The sequence below is a fragment of the Kurthia gibsonii genome, from assembly GCF_006539985.1.
Lineage (GTDB): Bacteria > Bacillota > Bacilli > Bacillales_A > Planococcaceae > Kurthia > Kurthia gibsonii.
In genome coordinates this window covers 31,013-50,807 of record NZ_BJOB01000005.1, presented here as the reverse complement: position 1 = coordinate 50,807, position 19,795 = coordinate 31,013, and the positions used below count along the sequence as shown (strand labels likewise).

General features: G+C 34.9%; 25 protein-coding genes. 2 read left to right on the top strand and 23 right to left on the bottom strand.

Translation table 11 applies throughout. The annotated features are described in order from the left end of the window. Window positions 1-84 precede the first annotated feature (84 nt). The 4 genes from rpsB to KGI01_RS02665 form a co-directional block, all read right to left on the bottom strand. A complete protein-coding gene (gene rpsB / locus KGI01_RS02680) occupies window positions 85-807 on the bottom strand; it encodes a 30S ribosomal protein S2 (protein WP_068454789.1) in 723 nt (240 codons plus the stop codon). A 159-nt stretch (window positions 808-966) separates the two neighbouring features. Continuing rightward, window positions 967-1,482, bottom strand: a complete 516-nt coding sequence (locus KGI01_RS02675) for a DUF6115 domain-containing protein (protein ID WP_141273038.1) — start codon at window positions 1,480-1,482, stop codon at window positions 967-969. Window positions 1,483-1,497: 15 nt separating this feature from the next. Then, window positions 1,498-1,806: a hypothetical protein gene (locus tag KGI01_RS02670; RefSeq protein ID WP_141273036.1), complete on the bottom strand. Its 309-nt coding sequence runs from the start codon at window positions 1,804-1,806 to the stop codon at window positions 1,498-1,500. A 28-nt stretch (window positions 1,807-1,834) separates the two neighbouring features. Then, complete coding sequence (locus KGI01_RS02665) at window positions 1,835-2,605, bottom strand: FliA/WhiG family RNA polymerase sigma factor (RefSeq protein ID WP_141273034.1); 771 nt, start codon at window positions 2,603-2,605, stop codon at window positions 1,835-1,837. A gap of 585 nt (window positions 2,606-3,190) precedes the next feature. Here KGI01_RS02665 and KGI01_RS13770 point away from each other — a divergent pair. After that, a complete protein-coding gene (locus tag KGI01_RS13770; RefSeq protein WP_170214706.1) occupies window positions 3,191-3,355 on the top strand; it encodes a hypothetical protein in 165 nt (54 codons plus the stop codon). 33 nt (window positions 3,356-3,388) lie between these two features. Beyond that, the gene (locus KGI01_RS02660; protein ID WP_141273032.1) at window positions 3,389-3,700 is read left to right on the top strand and encodes a M20/M25/M40 family metallo-hydrolase; all 312 of its coding nucleotides are present in this window, start codon (window positions 3,389-3,391) and stop codon (window positions 3,698-3,700) included. Between the two features lie 46 nt (window positions 3,701-3,746). Here KGI01_RS02660 and KGI01_RS02655 read toward each other — a convergent pair whose 3' ends face one another. From KGI01_RS02655 to KGI01_RS02565, 19 genes are read right to left on the bottom strand one after another with little or no spacing between them, the layout of a single operon-like run. After that, window positions 3,747-4,109 (bottom strand): hypothetical protein, encoded by a 363-nt coding sequence (locus tag KGI01_RS02655; protein WP_141273030.1) that lies wholly within the window; start codon window positions 4,107-4,109, stop codon window positions 3,747-3,749. Continuing rightward, the gene (locus KGI01_RS02650; RefSeq protein WP_141273028.1) at window positions 4,109-4,609 is read right to left on the bottom strand and encodes a chemotaxis protein CheD; all 501 of its coding nucleotides are present in this window, start codon (window positions 4,607-4,609) and stop codon (window positions 4,109-4,111) included. Before KGI01_RS02650 ends, KGI01_RS02655 begins: the two co-directional genes overlap by 1 nt. A 1-nt stretch (window position 4,610) precedes the next feature. After that, window positions 4,611-5,240, bottom strand: a complete 630-nt coding sequence (locus KGI01_RS02645; protein WP_141273026.1) for a chemotaxis protein CheC — start codon at window positions 5,238-5,240, stop codon at window positions 4,611-4,613. 9 nt (window positions 5,241-5,249) lie between these two features. Further along, window positions 5,250-5,696: a chemotaxis protein CheW gene (locus KGI01_RS02640; RefSeq protein ID WP_068454818.1), complete on the bottom strand. Its 447-nt coding sequence runs from the start codon at window positions 5,694-5,696 to the stop codon at window positions 5,250-5,252. A gap of 15 nt (window positions 5,697-5,711) precedes the next feature. Then, window positions 5,712-7,760 (bottom strand): chemotaxis protein CheA, encoded by a 2,049-nt coding sequence (locus KGI01_RS02635; protein ID WP_141273024.1) that lies wholly within the window; start codon window positions 7,758-7,760, stop codon window positions 5,712-5,714. A 10-nt stretch (window positions 7,761-7,770) separates the two neighbouring features. After that, window positions 7,771-8,865: a protein-glutamate methylesterase/protein-glutamine glutaminase gene (locus KGI01_RS02630; RefSeq protein ID WP_141273022.1), complete on the bottom strand. Its 1,095-nt coding sequence runs from the start codon at window positions 8,863-8,865 to the stop codon at window positions 7,771-7,773. A gap of 4 nt (window positions 8,866-8,869) precedes the next feature. Then, window positions 8,870-9,739: a MinD/ParA family protein gene (locus KGI01_RS02625; protein WP_255314711.1), complete on the bottom strand. Its 870-nt coding sequence runs from the start codon at window positions 9,737-9,739 to the stop codon at window positions 8,870-8,872. Further along, complete coding sequence (flhF, locus tag KGI01_RS02620; RefSeq protein WP_141273018.1) at window positions 9,739-10,860, bottom strand: flagellar biosynthesis GTPase FlhF; 1,122 nt, start codon at window positions 10,858-10,860, stop codon at window positions 9,739-9,741. The genes KGI01_RS02625 and flhF overlap by 1 nt, the downstream gene beginning before the upstream one ends. Then, entirely contained in the window at window positions 10,857-12,890 is a 2,034-nt protein-coding gene (flhA, locus tag KGI01_RS02615) for a flagellar biosynthesis protein FlhA (RefSeq protein WP_141273016.1), read from the bottom strand. The genes flhF and flhA overlap by 4 nt, the downstream gene beginning before the upstream one ends. Before the next feature lie 12 nt (window positions 12,891-12,902). Continuing rightward, window positions 12,903-13,985: a flagellar biosynthesis protein FlhB gene (flhB, locus tag KGI01_RS02610; protein WP_087680163.1), complete on the bottom strand. Its 1,083-nt coding sequence runs from the start codon at window positions 13,983-13,985 to the stop codon at window positions 12,903-12,905. Window positions 13,986-13,988: 3 nt separating this feature from the next. Then, entirely contained in the window at window positions 13,989-14,765 is a 777-nt protein-coding gene (gene fliR / locus KGI01_RS02605) for a flagellar biosynthetic protein FliR (RefSeq protein WP_068454838.1), read from the bottom strand. Between the two features lie 4 nt (window positions 14,766-14,769). Beyond that, window positions 14,770-15,039: a flagellar biosynthesis protein FliQ gene (gene fliQ / locus KGI01_RS02600; protein ID WP_068454841.1), complete on the bottom strand. Its 270-nt coding sequence runs from the start codon at window positions 15,037-15,039 to the stop codon at window positions 14,770-14,772. A gap of 18 nt (window positions 15,040-15,057) precedes the next feature. Continuing rightward, a complete protein-coding gene (fliP, locus tag KGI01_RS02595; RefSeq protein ID WP_141273013.1) occupies window positions 15,058-15,723 on the bottom strand; it encodes a flagellar type III secretion system pore protein FliP in 666 nt (221 codons plus the stop codon). Beyond that, a complete protein-coding gene (locus KGI01_RS02590; RefSeq protein WP_141273011.1) occupies window positions 15,716-16,402 on the bottom strand; it encodes a flagellar biosynthetic protein FliO in 687 nt (228 codons plus the stop codon). Before KGI01_RS02590 ends, fliP begins: the two co-directional genes overlap by 8 nt. 5 nt (window positions 16,403-16,407) lie before the next feature. Beyond that, the gene (locus KGI01_RS02585; protein ID WP_068454851.1) at window positions 16,408-16,770 is read right to left on the bottom strand and encodes a response regulator; all 363 of its coding nucleotides are present in this window, start codon (window positions 16,768-16,770) and stop codon (window positions 16,408-16,410) included. Between the two features lie 22 nt (window positions 16,771-16,792). Then, a complete protein-coding gene (gene fliY / locus KGI01_RS02580; RefSeq protein WP_141273114.1) occupies window positions 16,793-18,088 on the bottom strand; it encodes a flagellar motor switch phosphatase FliY in 1,296 nt (431 codons plus the stop codon). Beyond that, a complete protein-coding gene (fliM, locus tag KGI01_RS02575) occupies window positions 18,081-19,079 on the bottom strand; it encodes a flagellar motor switch protein FliM (RefSeq protein ID WP_068454854.1) in 999 nt (332 codons plus the stop codon). Before fliM ends, fliY begins: the two co-directional genes overlap by 8 nt. Window positions 19,080-19,112: 33 nt before the next feature. Continuing rightward, complete coding sequence (fliL, locus tag KGI01_RS02570) at window positions 19,113-19,544, bottom strand: flagellar basal body-associated protein FliL (protein ID WP_141273009.1); 432 nt, start codon at window positions 19,542-19,544, stop codon at window positions 19,113-19,115. Next, entirely contained in the window at window positions 19,531-19,758 is a 228-nt protein-coding gene (locus KGI01_RS02565; protein WP_068454857.1) for a flagellar FlbD family protein, read from the bottom strand. Before KGI01_RS02565 ends, fliL begins: the two co-directional genes overlap by 14 nt. Window positions 19,759-19,795 lie beyond the last annotated feature (37 nt).

Genomic DNA, 19,795 nt, shown 5'->3' with positions numbered 1-19,795 from the left:
CCTAATATCTATCCTATTATATTCTCAAAAAAAGGTGATAAGAGGGTTTAGCCGCTTATCACCTATTTCAAACTTACCTAGAAATTACTCAGCAGCTTCTTCAGCTTCAACTTGAGCTTCATCTTCACCTTGTTTAGACTCCATTAAAGCGTCAGCCATTTTAGAAGTGATTAATTTTACAGCGCGGATTGCGTCATCGTTTGAAGGAATAACGTAATCGATTTCGTCTGGATCACAGTTAGTATCAACCATTGCCACAAGTGGAATGTTTAATTTGTGAGCTTCAGCTACAGCGATGCGTTCTTTACGTGGGTCAACCACGAACATTACATCTGGAATAGCTTTCATATCACGGATACCGCCTAAGAATTTCACAAGACGTTCATGTTGTTTTTTAAGTTGAACAACTTCTTTTTTAGGAAGTACAGCGAAAGTACCGTCTTCTTCCATTTGCTCGATTTGTTTCATACGAGCAACACGTTTTTGGATTGTACCGAAGTTAGTTAAAGTACCACCTAACCAGCGTTGGTTGATGTAGTAGTTACCTGAACGTTCAGCTTCATCTTTAATTGCTTCTTGAGCTTGTTTTTTAGTACCAACGAAAAGAACTTTACCACCGTCTGCACCAACTTGACGCATGAAGTCGTAAGCTTCTTCTAATTTTTTAACTGTTTTTTGTAAATCGATGATGTAGATACCGTTACGTTCCACAAAGATGAATTTTTTCATTTTTGGGTTCCAACGGCGAGTTTGGTGACCGAAATGTACACCAGCTTCTAGTAATTGTTTCATTGAAATTACTGACATTTGTATTGCCTCCTAAAGGTTTTGTATTTGATTTCCTCCGCATTCATCCACTGCATGAGAACTCCTTCATTGAAAGAGCACCACTCATTGCATCAGAATACGTGTGTATTTAACACCGTTTGTAATAGTACCATAATATTAACAGTGTGACAAGTTATTTTACTTGTTTTTTTCATGGAACTTAATCATTAACTCCACTTCGGTTTTACCTCGGTTTAGTTCTTTTGCAATTTCATCAATTGACTTACCTCGCATATACATTTCCTTTACCCGTTCATCAATCGTTTGAACCTTTTCTTCTAGTACTGGCTGTTTTGAAGTTTGTACGCCATATGCTTTTTTTGCATAAGATTTTGGTAGTGTGAACGTTGGTTCTTTCGTATATTTTTCTTGCACGTCAATTATTACTTCTTCTTTTACTTGTCGTTTTTCAGTTACTTGATTATTCGGCGTTTGTTTAGAAGGTGATGCTTGTTTCTTTAATGCTTCAATCAACCGCGCATTTTCATCTTCAATATCCACTAAGAACGATGAGATTGATGCTTCCATCTCTTCAATTAATCGCTCTTGTCGTTGTTCATTTTGTTTAAAACGATTCATCTTCATATTGAGTAATACTAAAAAATAAAAACAAAGTAAAAGGAGAATGAATAGAATCGTCACTATGATTACCATCTCATTCTCTCCTCCTTATCCACTAAAATCAAAAAAGTTTCCTTTATAGGGGTGCTTTGTTCGATTTTTATTTAATTTTTCATTTCCTTCGCGTTCTTCTTTTTCTTTTCTTTCTTTCTCTTGATCTTTCGGTTCATCTTGTCGCAATTCTTTGAGCTTTTCAGATTCTAACAAAGAGGTGTGATTCTTTTCGATTTGTTTATTCAAAGCTGTATTTGCCAAGTCTTGTCCGGCATGTACTTGTTGCTGCGCTTGTTCAACTTGTTTTCCCGCATCAAAAGTTTTAGGTATCGCAATTTGTAACTCAATGCCTTTTAAACTCATCGCATATCTCTCCTCCACAAACTAAAAATCACGTATTATTCATTTCATCTTGTAATAAATTTTTTAGTTTAAATAACGCTTTAGAATGAATTTGAGAAATACGTGATGTCGACAAACCTAATACTTCACCAATCTCAGTTAATGTTAATTCATCTGTATAAAACATACTTAATACAAGCTGTTCTTTTTCGTTAAGATTCTTAATACTTCCTGCTAAATCTTGCAACAACTCTGTTTGAACCACTTGCTGTTCGGGTGTTTTTGTTACTTCATCTCGAATGACGAAACTTTTATTATCGACTTCATCAAAGTCTTGTAGTTGTTCATCGATTGATAAGACATTCGAAAAAAGATGCTCTTGCATCGTTTGATATACTTCTTCGATTGGTACATCTAACTCTTTTGCTACTTCTTCTGGTGTAACATGACGCTTTAGACGCTGTTCCATCGCTTCAATTTTCGCATCTAACTTTTTTGTTTTTTCACGTGCTGATCTTGGTAACCAGTCTTCTTTTCTTAAACCATCGATGATTGCACCACGCACACGAAAAGATGCATAGGTATCAAATTTTAAGTCGCGTGTAATGTCAAATTTATTAAGCGCATCAAAAAGTCCCATCATTCCAAGGCTCATTAGTTCATCTCTTGATACACTTTTAGGTAATCCTGTACTAATTCGTTGCACATGATATGACACTAAAGACTTATATTTTTTCATGAGCAAATCGCCAGCACGAGGATCTTTGTGAGCGGACCAATCTTGCCATAGTTTCGTTTCTTGCGTTGAAGCCGATTGCATCTGCTACGCCCTCCATTTCTTCGTTCAATACTTATGAAATATTATAACAAATACTTTTTACAAATGGGAACTTAAACAAGGAACTTCTTAACCTTCTACACTTTTTTTGTAACGATATAGTGAAGGTTCTTGCTTTCGAATAAAAATTTCTACTTGTTCTTTTGCCATCTCAATATCATTTTTTTCAATCGCTTCGATTGTTTGTAATAAACTTTCCTAACGCTCTTCTAAACGATTGAAATCCGTCCAATGCACACGGCAGTATGTTAGTGTGATACAAGAAATATCATTGTACATCTTTTTAAATACTAAATTATCTGCTACTTCTGTTATCAAACGGCGGATTCGGTCATCATCTAACATATAATAATTTTTTAATTCCACACCTTGTCAGCCCTTCATTTTTTCGTTCTCATGTTAAAGATAATTTAATTTCAACAAATCTTCTATTTCAAGTAGATATTTTATAAAATAATATATAATTTAGTTGATATTATAAAGCAATCCTTTCTTAAAATATAATTGTAATTAAAAAACTGAATGTTCACTATTTTAAGACAAAGAGGAAAACACTTATGAAAAAAGATGGGAAGATTTTTTACGGTTGGTGCGATGAGCGGCTTGACTGTCACGAATGTTATTCCTGATAAAGCTTTATTACAAAGAAATATGCGTAGTTATGATCAAGCAATTCGTGATTACTTTTGTAAACGAATCCCTGAAATAATTGACCATACAGTAAAAGCATGACGTGGTAATTACACAGTAACTGAGTTCCATACAATGACAACTTGTAATGGTCCAGAAATGGTTCAATTACTCACACCCTTTGTCGAAGAAATTGTAGGAGAAAAAAACATTGTGGATTTAGGTATGTTGAGTGGTTCAGAAGACTTTTCACACATCTCACAAGAAGTACCTGCTACATTCATCGTGTTAGGAACAGGAAAAGAAGGAAATGTGCCTGTCCATAACCCACGTATGCAACAGCAGGAAGAAATTTTTAAATACGGTGCAGCATTACACGCACACATTGCGATGCAGTGGCTAGCTCAACAAGCAAATGTCTCAAAACAAACTGCAACTAATTCATAATAAAAAAAGAAGGAATCGCGCAAAATCAAGCGCAATTCCTTCTTTTTTATTTTCCATCTTGCATCATTGTTTGAATCGCTTTAGCAATCTCCTCTGACTGTTCGTCTGAAAACTCAACAGTCGGTTCTGGTGAAGGTAATGACTCTTCGCTACTTCTTTCCTCTTTTGCTATAGCTTCTGTACCTGATTCAACACCTTCCTCAGACTGTTCTAACTGATCTGAAGGTGTCGCTATAATATAAGCAATTAGTGCACGCACAATATAAGCCACTATAAAAGCAATAGCTGCCCACATTAAACCGTATAAAATAGTTGTTAAAGGAGCTTGATTACTTTGAAATCGCGCAAAAAAGTAAATTGTGAAACCTGCTAAAGCAAACCAAAAGTTATAAAATATTGAACCAAACATTAGAGATCTTTCACCCCTTGATTTACTGTTCTAATATTTAACAAACCCGTTTCAGGATTAAATTCAATTGTTCTTCCACTATTCCCACCTGTATCTTGTGCCAATACAGGAATCATATATTTTCTTAATTGCTCGATTACCGCTTCTACGTTACGAGGTCCGATACGCATCGTATCATTTGAAGATGTAAACTGAAACATCTGCGCGCCGCCTGCAATTTTTGCTTTTAGTTTATAAGATGAAGCTCCAGCTTTTTTTAATGCTTCAATTAATGCTGGAATACCTGTATCTGCAAATTTCGCAATATTCATCGTTCCACTTTTAGCTACTTTTGAATCTGGTAACATAATATGAATAAGTCCTGCAATACCTTTAGATTGATCGTAAACAACCACCCCAACGCATGAACCAAGCCCTGATGTTCGAATTGTTGAGGGTGCTTTTACAATGTCCATTTGGGCAATGCCTACTTTGACAACACTTTGACTTCCAATAATCATTTTACGACACTCCCAATGCTTTAAAAATGGCTTTAAAAGACTCTGGGTTTGGTAGTAAAAAGAAATGTCCATTAACTTGTTCAGCTTCTGTCATCGTTTCTTCAAAAATCGATGTATCAATCACAATTACATGATCACTTACTTGTGACAGCTCAATTAAGCCAAAACTAATGATTGCACCAAACATATCAACACTTAAAGCGGGTGGAGTGGGATAAATTTTAAGCCCTGTAAAATCTGACAAAGCAGATAGATATGAACCCGACAAAATATTTCCTAACTCTTGCATTGCTGATACGCCTAGCTCCAAGTTATTTTGTTTCTGTAAATCAAAACGTTCATCCTGAATTAAACGACGTATAAAACGATTTGCTTGTTCAATTGGTAAGATGAAGAACATACCACCTTCTGCATCTCCATCAATTTGTAAATAAGTTCCTGCAACTACTTGTTCAACACCACCGCCACGTTCAACCATTTCCTCAAACGAAACCATCTCAACTGCTGGTACACGCATATCAATTTTTGTATTTAATAATCCTGATAATGCAGTTGCTGCGTGTGCTGCACCGATATTGCCAATCTCTTTTAAGACATCTAAATGAAATGAAGTAATATTTGTCATATTCATCTACCTTCTTTACTTTAAGGTATTTAGTACTTTTTCTAAGTTTAATAAAATAAGCAAACGTTTATCAATTTTTGCTACGCCAGCAATGAATTCTTCTTCTAATGATCCAACCACTTCTGGTTGTGGTTCGATTGCATTTTTAGGTAAGTCCATTACATCGTTTGCTGCATCAACGATTAATCCAACTTCCATATCTGCATATGAAATAATAATGATACGTGTATCCTCACCTTGAACATCTGAATGAATACCAAAACGCTCACGTAAATCGATAATCGGTGTTACTACACCACGTAAATTAATAACACCCTTTACATAATGTACGGTACTTGGCACACGTGTAATAAAGACCGTTTTTTCGATTCCCTGTACTTGTGATACTGGAATAGCATACTCCTTATCGCCTAATTGAAAGACGATGACTTTTACGACTTCTGTATCTAATAATTCTGTCATAGCTGACACCTCTTTCTATTTAATAAGTGCGTTACAATCAACAATTAATGCAACTTGTCCATTTCCTAAAATTGTTGCTCCAGAAATCGCAAATACATTCGTTAAGTAGTTTCCTAAAGATTTTAATACAATTTCTTGTTGTCCAATAAATGAGTCCACAACTAAACCTGCAATACGATCGCCCTTACGCACTAAAACAACAGATAGGAATCCATCATCTTCATAATCTTCACGCGGTACTTCAAAGATTTCATCTAAGAAAACAAGTGGCACAACTTTACCTCGGAAATCAATCACTTTTTGATTATGTGCATTTAAAATATCGCTACGTTTAATAATCGATGTTTCAATAATTGAAGATAGCGGCACTGCATACACTTCTTTTTCGATTTCAACAAGCATAACCGAGATAATTGATAATGTTAATGGTAACTGAATTGAAAATAATGAACCTTTACCATGTTCAGACTCAATACTAATACTTCCACCTAATGACTCAATTGTTGATTTCACAACATCTAAACCAACGCCTCGTCCTGATACATCTGAGATAACTTCAGCTGTTGAGAAACCAGAAGCTAAAATCAACTCATTAATCTGATTATCTGTCATAGAATGACTTGCTTCTTCAGTTACGACACCTTTAGAAATTGCTTTTTGTAATACACGTTCACGATCAATACCAGCACCATCATCTTCAATTTCAATAAATACGTGGTTACCACTATGATATGCGCGCAATTCGACTGAGCCTGTTTCTGGTTTTCCAGCTGCTAAACGCTCTTCTGGCGATTCGATACCATGATCCAATGCATTACGGATTAAGTGAACAAGTGGATCACCAATTTCATCAATCACTGTACGATCTAATTCTGTTTCAGCACCAATAATTTCTAAATTGATTTTCTTTTTTAAATCTCGCGATAATTGACGAACCATTTTAGGGAATCTGTTAAATACCGTTTCCACAGGAACCATACGCATATTTAAAATAATATTTTGAAGATCGCCTGATACGCGTGTCATACGCTCTACTGTGTCGTTTAATTCGTTATGGTTTAATTCCATTGAAATGGATTGTAAACGTCCGCGATCAATAACTAATTCCTCAAATAGATTCATTAAGATATCTAAACGCTCGATATTGACACGAATTGTTTTACTTGAATTATTATTTTTCACGGTTTTTGGCGCTTCTGTTTTTGTCGGTGTTGCTTTTGTAGGAGTTGGCTTTGGCGTCTCTACTGCCGCTACTTCTTCCACTTTCTTTTCTTCTATATCACTTGGCATTTCCATCTTCTTCAATTGAACAGGTTGTACATTAACAACATCTACTTCTGAAACTTTCATAAGCTTTTGTTTTAAATCGTCTTGATTTTCTTTTGTTACAAAAGCAACTGAAAAGTCCGTATCAAACTTTTCTTCTTCTAATTTTTCAACTGTCGGTGTAGATTTAATAACCTCACCTAACTTTTCTAAAATCTCAAATACCATATATACACGCGCTGCTTTTAATAGGCAGTCTTCACGTAATGAGATATTGATTTCATAAGCTGAAAATCCTTGTTCCATTGATTGTTCTAAAACTGTTTGTTCAAAGTCATCAAAGATGAGTTTTGATTCAGCTACTTCAGTTACAGTTTCAGAAGGTGCAGCTACGACTGTTTCAATATTTTCGATTGATTCGCCTGATTCTAAGCGTTTTAACTTTTCAACTGTTTGTGTTACATCTTTTTTACCGTCTCCACCATTTGAAATATCAGACACCATTTCTTCTAAGTGATCTACTGATTCGAAAACTACATCTAATAACTCAGCTGTTACTTGAATTTTATGATTACGTATTGCATCTAAAACATTCTCCATTTTGTGTGTTAAATCGGCAATATCTTCAAATCCCATCGTAGCTGACATACCTTTTAATGTATGTGCGTTACGGAAAATATCATTTACAATCTCGATATTGTCTGGATTTTGTTCTAATACTAATAAACTTTCACTACATGATTGTAGATGCTCATTACTTTCATCAATGAATACCTCTAAATATTGATTTGTATCCATAGTTCCCCTCCTAGTATAAATAATTCAAAATAGCTTGAGGTATTTCGTCTAATGGTACAACGCAATCAACTAACCCCGTTTTTTCTGCCGATTTCGGCATACCATATACTACGCACGTACGCTCATCTTCTGAAATAACACGTGTATTCCCAGATCGCTTTAACATTTTAATTCCCTTAGAACCATCTGCACCCATACCAGTCATAATGACAGCAATACAATCAATGTCTGTTAATGTAGCTACACTATCAAATAACACGTCTACTGCTGGTTTATGCCCACCTACGACTGGAGCATGTTCATCAATATGAATTGAATATGTCATACCTACTTTTCTAGCGGTCATTTGATAACCTCCAGGTGCAATATAAGCTGTGCCTGGTTGTAATAAATCACCCTGCTCTGCTTCTTTAACTGTTATATCGGATAATTGATCCAATCTTTTTGCTAAAGATTTTGTAAAACCTGGTGGCATATGCTGTACGATTAGGATGGGTGCCTTTATATCTTTTGGTAATCGTGTTAAAACTTCTTGAAGTGCTCTTGGCCCACCTGTAGATGTACCAATCAAAATAATTTTTTTATGGTTTTTATGCCAAACTTGATTTGTCTTTTCTTGTCTTCTCTTTTCTACTATTATAGGTTTTTCAAATATCGGTTTCTTGATTGGTATTTTTGATATACGTTCTTTTCTTCGTAACTTCTCTATTGGTATATTTGATGCAGCAATGACTTTTTCAATTAAATCATCCTTAATTTTGTCTAAATCAAGTGAAATTGTACCACTTGGCTTGGCAATGAAATCTACTGCACCATTTGCTATTGCTTCCATCGTAATAGCTGCATCTGCTGTCGTAGTAGATGAAAGCATGACGACTGGTTTTGGATTTTCAATCATTAACTGCTTTACGGCCTCAACACCTGTCATTTCTGGCATTTCAACATCCATTGTCAAAACATCTGGATTTAGTATTCTCACTTTTTCTAAAGCATCTCTACCATTACGTGCAGTCCCAACCACTTCTATATATGCATTTTCTGAAAAAAATTCTGTAATTAGTTTTCTCATAAAGGCTGAATCATCTACGATGAGCAATTTTTTCATGGACTCAGGACCTCCTTTTAGAAAATAGACCTCTTAATTTTGAAATAAATTGATTTTCTTGCGTCAATTGAATTGGATTATTTATATCATTCGTCAAATAGCGTTCGACAATTCCGTCCATTGCTTTCGAGGCTTGGCAAGTAGGATATCGTTTTTTATAAGGAATCTGTTGATTAATTGCTTTACGAACTTGTAAATCTTCTGGAATCATTCCTAATTCTAATACCTCTTTTGCTAAAAAACGAGACATCGTTGTTTTCAGCCTTTCCAACGTTAAGAGTCCATCATCTTTTGATAATGCACGATTACATACTAGGTAAAAATCTTTTTCTTCATCCTTCATATGTATATACTTCATCATGGAATAAGCATCTGTAATGGATGTCGGTTCTGTTGTAGACACTACTACGATATGATGGACAGACATCATAAATTGCAATGACCATTCTGTAGCACCCGCTCCCATATCAAAGAGAATAAAGTCGTAGTTCTTTTGTAGCTCATTAAAAGCAAAAATAAGACGCTCAAACATAAAGTCTGACCATTGTAATAACGAAGACATTCCGGAACCACCAGCGATAAAATCTAAATTCTTTTCATCTTGATGAATAACCTCTTGTATGGAACACTCTCCTTGTAAATAGTTCGTTAAACTATTTCTAGCTGTTTTTCCTAATAAGATATGGATATTCCCCATACCAATATCCATATCTACAATTAGGACACGATAATTTTGTTGTGCTAGAGTAAGTGCAAAGTTTGTAGTAAAGTTACTTTTTCCCACACCGCCTTTACCGCTGACGACAGCAATTGTTTTACAAACTGTCGTCTGTTGTTGTTGCATTTTTTCTCTCAATAGGGCTGCTTGATCCATTATGATTCAACTCCTTGAAAAATTAATTCCACGAGTTTAGACACAGAGCCTTCTTCAATATTCTCTGGTACTTCTTGACCATCTGTATAGTAAGCAAGTCCTTTATTATATTTAACCATTAAATTCACCATTGAGCCAATAGTATTTGTTTCATCCATCTTTGTAAAAATGACTTGTTGGATGTCAAATGTCGAAAATTGTTCAATAATCATTGCCATATCAAGCTGTTTCGCCGTTAAAGCGAGTACTAAATAATTTTGAACATTTTGTTTTGTATCAATTAATTCTTCTAAATCGGCGATAAATTTCGCTTCTTTATAATTTCGCCCCGCCGTATCAATCAATACGAGATCATGACCTGAGAATTGCTTAATTGCACGTTCATAGTCTTCCTTTGTATAAACAACTTCTACGGGCGCATGCAATAAATTGGCATACGTTTTTAACTGTTCAATTGCTCCAATGCGATACGTGTCTGTTGTAATAAACGCCACTTTCTTCTTTTTTTCTAATACGGCACGCGCAGCAATTTTTGCAATTGTTGTTGTTTTCCCTACACCTGTTGGACCTAAAATATTTACAAATTTCCGTTCAAAATTAACGCCACCCATTGGGTACTTCGATAATTTCTTATACATTGATTCTTGTGCATGCATTAATAATTGCTCATATGTTGTAGCCGGCTCATTTCGCACGATGTCAAAAAGCTCATCACAAATTTCTGTGATGAGTTCTTCATTCAATTCTTGCTTTTGTAAGTGCATATAAATTGGGTGAATAATCGCAGGGATATGATTAACCGTTTGCTGAACTGATGTTTGCTTAATCATTTTCTTCAGTTCATTTAATTGCTTTTGAATCGCTTCGTTTTGTTGACTCAACGCGTATTTTTCTTCAAAATCACGTTGTTTTTCAAACACATCTAAATCAGGTCTTGTATCGGCTACTTCAACCGCATCAACACCTGCAAGCACTTCAAATTGTTTTTTCTTAAATAGACCTAAAAAACCTTTTGTATAAATGACTTTGGAGCTGACGACAACTGCGTCATCTCCTAAATCATTTTTAACTTTTTTCATGGCTTCTGGCATTGTTTGAGCTATATATTTCTTCATTTTCATTCTACATTCACCACTCCAACACTTTGAATTTCAATTGAAGCATCTAATTCATTATAAGATAAAATCGGAATTTGTGGGAAATAACGTTCAGTTAATTGGCGTACATACATTCTTACTGCTGGTGAACATAAAATAACCGGTGACTGATCAATAAATGATACACGCTCTAATTCAGCTGCAATCGATTCTAAAATGGCTTGTGACATTTGTGGGTCGAGCGCTAAATAATTCCCATGATCTGTTTGTTGAATACTATCTGCAATCGCTTTTTCAATCTTTGCTGAAACCGTTAATACTTTCAATTCTTGTTGATTTCCAGCATATTGTGTCGTAATTTGACGTGCTAAAGATTGACGTACATACTCAGTTAACACATCTACATCTGATGTTAATTTCGAATAATCTGCTAATGTTTCAAAAATAATTGGCAAATTACGTACAGATACACTTTCATCCAATAATTTAGATAATACTTTTTGAATTTCCCCTATACTCATTGGTGTAGGTGTTAATTCTTCAACTAAAATTGGAGAAGTTTCTCGTAAGTGATCAATTAATTGTTTTGTTTCTTGACGACCTAATAGTTCAGAGGCATTCGCACGAATAATTTCAGTTAAATGAGTTGATACGACACTAGGCGGATCGACTACTGTATAACCTAACATTTCTGCATCTTCTTTTACTTGTTCATTAATCCATTTAGCAGGTAAACCAAATGAAGGCTCAATTGTATCAATTCCATCAATTGAATCATCATCACCAGGACTCATCGCTAAATAGTGATCTAATAATAATTCACCTTTTGCTAATTCATTCCCTTTAATTTTAATTCGATATTCATTCGGCTGCAATTGAATGTTATCTCGAATGCGCACTACCGGAATGACAATACCTAACTCTAACGCTAATTGACGACGAATCATCACAACACGATCTAGTAAATCGCCACCCTGTGATGCATCTACTAATGGAATTAATCCGTAACCAAATTCAAATTCAATCGGATCTACATTTAATAAATTGACCACATTCTCTGGACTCTTTAAGTTATCAGTTGTTACTTCTTCTTCAATTTCTTCAATAGCTTCTTCTGTTTCTTTATTCATACTTTGAATACGGTAGCCTATAAATGCCACAACTGCCGCTACCGGTACTGTAAAGATAATTTGAATCGGCGTTACAAAACCAAGAAGTAAAATTGTAGCTGCTGCTATGTATAACAATTTAGGGTTTGATAATAACTGACCTGTGATATCTTCACTTAAGTCACCTTTTGACCCAGCACGTGTTACCACAATACCTGTAGCAGTTGAAATAAGTAAAGCTGGAATTTGCGAAACAAGACCATCACCTACAGTTAATGTAGAGAAATGTTTAATTGCTTCTGTAAAATCCATATCCATTTGAACAATCCCAATAATCATCCCAACGATTAAGTTGATTAATACAATGATAATACCAGCAATGGCATCACCTTTTACGAATTTTGTCGCACCATCCATTGAACCATAGAAATCTGCTTCATTACTTACTTTTTCACGTCGTTCGCGTGCATCTTTTTCAGAAATTAATCCCGCATTCAAATCAGCATCAATGGCCATTTGTTTCCCTGGCATCGCATCCAATGTAAAACGAGCCGCAACTTCTGAAACACGCTCTGACCCTTTCGTAATAACAATAAATTGAATAATTACGAGAATGACGAACACAACGAGACCAACAAGAATATTTCCGCCGACAACGAATGTACCAAATGTTTCTACCACGTTACCCCCGTCACCATGTGATAAAATAGCTCGTGTTGTAGAGACGTTTAAACCTAATCGAAATAGGGTTAATAATAGTAGTAGGGATGGGAAAATCGAGAACTGTAAAGCTTCTTTCATCGTCATAGAAGTTAGTAATACGAGTAAGGCCAATGTTAAGTTCACAATGATTAAAAAACTAATTAACCAAGGTGGCAAAGGTACTACAAGCATTGCGACAATCATGATGACTGCACTTAAAACACCGATATCGCGAATTTTCATTGTTGTACCTCCCTAAATTTTTTGTTTAATACGATAAACATATGCGAGTACCTCAGCAACTGCTTTAAAAAACTCATCTGGAATGCGTTGATCAATTTGAACTTGATCATACATTGCACGAGCTAATGGTCGATTTTCTACCATCACAATATCATGTTCTTTCGCAATTAATTTAATTTTTTGCGCTACATAATCTGTACCTTTAGCAACTACTTTTGGTGCTTCCATTGTCGCATCGTCATATTTTAATGCAATTGCGTAGTGTGTCGGGTTTGTAATAACGACATCTGCGTTTGGAATTTCTTGCATCATTCGGCGCATCGCCATTTCACGTTGGCGTTGCTTAATTTTTGATTTAATGAGGGGATCTCCCTCTGTATTCTTATATTCATCTTTAATATCTTGCTTCGACATTCTCAGATTTTTTTCATAGTCAAATTTTTGGTAAAAATAATCTAAAACAGCGATAAATGCTAATACAACACTTGCTGTTAGTCCCATTAATACCGTTAATTTAGCGATTGTAGTTAAAGAATCTCCTGGTGTCTTAAATGATAAACTAAGTACATCACTCAAATTTAAAATGATAATAACCGTTGTAACTGTTCCGATAAAAGAGATTTTTAAAATTGATTTAAGCAATTCAATAATCGCACGCATTGAAAAAATACGTTTAAACCCTTTAATAGGATCAATTTTTTTCAAATCAAACTTTAACGTTTCAGTTGTGAAAAGCAAACCGAATTGAAAAAAGTTCGCTGCAACTGCGGCAATCATTGCTATTGCCATAATAGGTAAGAGAATTATAGCCATTTCGACTAAAATATCTTTGAACATTTCCATAACCGACTCAACAGAAATCGATTCAATTAATACGGTATGCGTAAATGTTTCTCTAAAAAATGTTAATAAATTTTCTCTTAAATATGATCCCATTATTAAGAGGTACATAAAGATGGCAAGCAAGACAAACGCGCTGGTTACGTCCTGACTTTTTAAAACTTGACCTTTTTTTCGTGCATCTTGCCTTTTCTTCGGTGTTGCTTTCTCTGTTTTTTCACCTGCGAAAAACTGTAGATCTAATTTTAAAAGCATTGACTATCCACCACCTAATATCACCATAAAATCTCGCATTGCTTCAAACATCACGCGGAATAGCTTTTGCATAACTGCTACCATAACGCCCATTGTAACAATCATAATGATAAAGCTAACACCAATTTTTATCGGAAAACCTACAACGAAAATGTTTAATTGTGGTACGGTTTTTGCTGTAATCCCTAAAGCTAAATCGACTAAAAATACCGTTGCAACAACTGGAATTGCCATTTGAAAAGCAATTGCAAATACGGCTGTAAATGTCTTCATAATAAATGTACTTGCTGCTGGATCACCAAAGTTCGGCCATACACTTTGTAATGGAATATATTCATAACTATAGTATATTCCATCTAGCAACATATAATGTGCATTTGTTGTAATTAATAATAAAAGTACAATTGTTTGGAAAAACTGACCGATTAACGGACTTTGTGTCCCTGTCATTGGATCAATAATATTAGCAATTGCAAAGCCAATCTGAAAATCGATAAAACTACCCGCAATTTGCACAGCCGATATAATAATATATGCAAGTAAACCAAGTGAAAGTCCTACTACCGCTTCTTTTAAAACAAGCATCGCGTAAGCATCATCAATTTTAATAACCGTTTCTTCCATCGTATAACTCATAATCCAAGCAAGAACTACAGCTAAAAAGATGCGATCTTTTACAGGTATTGTTTTATATGAGAAGAAAGGTACTGTCACAAAAAAGGCACTTAAACGAATTAGAACTAAAAAGAATACCGGAAGCTTAGGTATAATCTCTGTCATATACTCACCCTATAAACCGCGTTAAATTTGCAAAAATATCACGTGTATAAGATAACATATGCGTTAACATCCAAGGACCAAAGAAAACTAAGGCAACTAATACAGCAACAATTTTAGGTACAAAAGCAAGTGTTTGCTCTTGAATTTGTGTTGTAGCTTGGAAGATACTAACCAGTAATCCCGTAATCAAAGCAACTAATAGTAAGGGGCCGGAAACCATTAAAATAACTGTGATTGCTTTTTCAGCTGCTGATATAACAAACTCTTGTGACATATATTCCTTCCCCTTTCTTTAAAAGCTTTGTAATAGAGACTTCATTACGAGATACCATCCGTCTACAAGTACAAATAATAAAATTTTAAATGGTAATGAAATCATAACCGGTGGTAACATCATCATACCCATCGACATTAAAACACTTGCGACAATCATATCAATAACTAAAAATGGAATAAAAATCATGAATCCCATTTGGAATGCTGTTTTTAATTCACTGAGTGTATAAGCTGGAACAAGCGTCGTTAAAGAGACCTCTTGTACAGATTTAGGCTGTTCTTCACCTGCGTAACTTAAAAATAAATCTAAATCACTTTGACGCGTATGTTTACTCATAAATTCTTTGAATGGAACACTTGCTTTATCATATGCTTCATCTAATGTAATTTCTTCTTTAAATAACGGCTGTAGTGCTTCTTTATTCACTTCTTGGAATGTAGGAGCCATTATAAAAAATGTCAAAAACAAGGCTAAACCGACAATGACTTGGTTCGGTGGCATTTGTTGTGTTGCTAAAGATGTTCGAACAAAGGATAGTACGATAACAACTCGCGTAAACGATGTCATTAAAATTAAAATACTCGGTGCCAATGATAGAACAGTTAACAACAGCATTAATTTCACAGAAGTTGAGACGGTTGAGCCACTACCATCAGAAAAAGCTTGAAGTAAATCACTCATCGTCTTTCTTCTCCTTTTGACTCCAATCATCTAATTGTTGCTGACGATTCTTTTTTATTTTGTTAAGTTTTTCATCTAATGCTTCTTTAAAATCGCTTGTAGCTGGTTCTACAGGCTGCTTTGAAAATTTATCTTTGACTGTTTGAAACATTTCAGCGATATAAGGTGTTTGTACCGATAGATTATGCTTCTCTTCATACATTTTTATTAAAGTCTCTTGCTCTGTTGGATCTGTAATCTCTTTAATCATTTGAACATCTTCACCAACACCCACTAAAAATAGTGAATTCCCCACTTTGAGTAATTGCACTGATTTTTGTTGGCCTAAAGATACTCCACCTAAATTTTGTAACATTTGGTTCGATTGATACTTTTTATTATTACGGTTGACTAATTTAAGCACAAAGAATAAAAGCCCTACAACAAAAGCTAAGGCTAACAAAATTTTCAAGTATTCCCATGCAGTCATCCCAGAGCTAATTGTCGAATCTTCAGATGAGTCCGCCTTATTTACTTCAGCTTTATTTTGCTCTTCTTTGTTATTTTGCTCGAAATTATCGCTTACCATACCATCTTTTTCAGCATAAGCAACAGGTGTGCTCCATGCTGAAAAAGAGAATACAGAAATCATTACGATTAAAGCCAATAAATAGCATTTTTTGAATGATTGCTTGAACATTGAATTTAACCTAACGCTTTTTGAATTGCTTCAATTACGCGATCTGCTTGGAATGGTTTTACGATAAAGTCTTTCGCACCCGCTTGAATTGCATCAATTACCATCGCTTGTTGTCCCATAGCTGAACACATAATAATTGTAGCACCTGGGTCTGTTTCTTTAATTGCTTTTAAGGCTGCAATTCCGTCCATTTCTGGCATTGTAATATCCATTGTAACTAAATCTGGTTTTAATTCTGCATATTTTTCAACTGCTTGTGCACCATCGGCTGCTTCTCCTACAATTTCAAAACCATTTTTTGTTAGTATATCTTTGATCATCATACGCATAAATGCTGCGTCATCTACAATTAATATTTTTTTTGCCATCTGTATATTCCTCCAATAAAATCTATCTTAAATTATTTAAACGGTCTTCTTTACTCAAGATATCCGTAATTCGAACCCCAAAGTTTTCATCAATTACAACTACTTCTCCTTTTGCAATTAGACGACTATTTACCAACACATCTACAGGTTCACCTGCTAATTTATCCAATTCAATAATTGAACCACTTACTAATTCAAGAATTTCTTTTACTGAACGCTTCGTACGACCTAATTCCACTGTTATCTGTAATGGAATATCCATCAACATATTTAAGTTACGCGCTTCAGTTTGTTTTAAATTAGCCTGTTCAAAATCAACAAACTGCGCTTGCTGTACATTCATTTGTGGCTGTTGTACAGGTTGTTGTTGATACATTGGTTGCTGTTGCATCGGTTGCTGATACATCGGTTGTTGCTGTTGCTGCTGCATTGGCTGCTGATACATTGGTTGTTGTGCTTGTTGCATTGGATCAGGTTGTTGATACATCGGTTGTTGTACCTGTTGCTCTTGTGAAGTAGTTTGTCCATTTGCTGAAGCTTGTGGGCTTATTTGTTGCTCTGGCTCTGGAGTCGGTTGTTCTTCAACAGATTCAACTGGTTCTTCCGCATCAGGGTTCATCAATGATTTTACTAAGTTTTGACTAAAATTTAAAGGTAATAATTGCATTATATTTGAATCAATTAGTGTACCGATCTTTAATCTAAACGAAACTTTTACTAATAAGTCATCATCTGGAATATTTTCAGTGCCTTCATTATTTGAAAAATTCATCAAATCAATTGAAGGTGGTGAAATATCCACTTTTTTATTGAAGATTGTAGACATTGACGTCGCTGCCGACCCCATCATCTGATTCATCGCTTCTTGTACAGCACTTAAGTGAATCTCATTCAATTCTTCTGCAGGATTTAATCCATCTCCTCCAAGCATTAAATCTGCGATAATCGAAGCGTCTGATTGTTTAATAACTAATAAATTCATTCCCATTAATCCTGTTGTATACTCGACTTGTACAGCCACATACGGATGTGGAAATTCTTCTTCTAATTTATTACGATTAATCATACTAAGTGAAGGTGTTGTAATATCAACCTTTTGACCAAGAAGTGACGATAATGCTGTAGCCGAACTACCAAATGAAATATTTCCTATTTCACCTAGCGCATCGCGTGACATATCATCTAAATAGTCTTCTATTTTATACTCTTCTGAGTCACTGTTTAAAGGATCTTCAACATCCTCATCTGATTTTTTATCTAATGATTCACCACGTAATAGTGCCTCAATTTCTTCTTGTGATAACATCTCATCACTCATCATCACCATCTCCTCCTTCCAGAGACTCTAAAATTTGAACAGCCATTCTCTTTTTCACTTTACCAGGTTGCACAATAAATTTAGGTACTTCATCTACTTTTAAATAAAGTGGATCTGTAATTAATTTATCTAACTGTAAAACATCCGATTCTCTTAATAATAAGAAATCCTCGATACTTATTTGTGCAGTACCTAATTCAGCAACTAATGGCAGTACAGATTTATTTACATTATTTTCGATAATTGCTTTTTGTTCTGGCGATACCTCTTTCGTATTAGCTTGCATCCAATAGCGTACAGATAAATTCGGTACAATAGGTTCTAATACAACATGAGGAATACAAATATTAATCATACCACTCGTCTCACCAATAATAGAGTTGAAAGAAATGACAACCACTGTTTCATTTGGTGAAATCATTTGTAAAAACTGTGGGTTAACTTCTAATTCCGTCATGATTGGATCAATATCCGCTATATTTACCCATGCTTCTCTCAAATTATCAAAAGAGCGCTCAAAAAGATTCGTCATAATTTTCGTTTCAATTTCTGTTAAATTATCAACATTACTATGACTTGACCCCTCTCCCCCCATTAAACGATCCAACATAGAGTAGGCAATATTAGGATTAATCTCCATCAAGACATTTCCATCTAAAGGCGGTACTTCGAAGACATTAATTAATGTCATATTTGGAATAGAACGAATAAATTCTTCAAAAGGTATTTGATCGACAGATGCTACTGTAATTTGTACATATGTTCTAAGTTGAGCAGAGAAGAATGTAGTTAATAAGCGAGCAAAATTTTCATGAATACGAGTCAAACTACGAATTTGATCTTTTGAAAAACGTAAAGCTCTTTTAAAATCATATACTTTTACTTTTTTTGTTTCTTCTTCTTTTTTAATATCATCTGCTGACATTTCTCCTGTCGACAATGCGGATAAGAGCGCATCAATCTCGGATTGTGATAAAACATCTCCAGCCATCTGCTCACCTCCTCTTCCTGTTTAATTCATCGATTACGATACTGCAAATGAGGTGATATATACTTTTTGTACTTCCCCGTTTTGCATTAAGCCATTAAACTTAGCTTTTAATGCATTCGTTAATAATTCCTTACCTTTTGTACCTTGTAAATCTTCACTACTCATATCTGAAAGAACTTCTACAAGAATATCTTTAATTTGAAAATCTCGTTTTGTTAATTCTTCAGCTGCTTCTTTACTATCTGTTTGAATTTTTAAAGATAATTTCACATAACGACGGTCATTTAGATTTGTACTAATCTCTGGTACATCTACAGATTGTTCAATTATTTCGTCGATAGTTGGTTCAGCATTAGCACCACCATCTTTTGAAAGCTGTGTTACTACAACAAGCGCAACCACACCAATCAATGTAATAGATACTAAAATTATAAGCATAATGGTTAATAATTTATTCTTCTTCATCTTCATTTTCACCTCTTAAATGCGGGTTTGATAGGAGTTGTACTTGTCTATAAAATGCGACTATTTGTTTTTCTACTTCCATCGCTTTTTCCAACACAACATATTTTCGTCCGGTCGTTAACGTGATGGTTGTATCAGGAAACTCCTCGACCGATTCTATGTATAATGCGTTTAAAGTGAATGTTTTTCCATTTAATCTTGTTACATGAATCATAGGAATATAGGGCTAGTCTGGATAGAGCCAGCCCAGC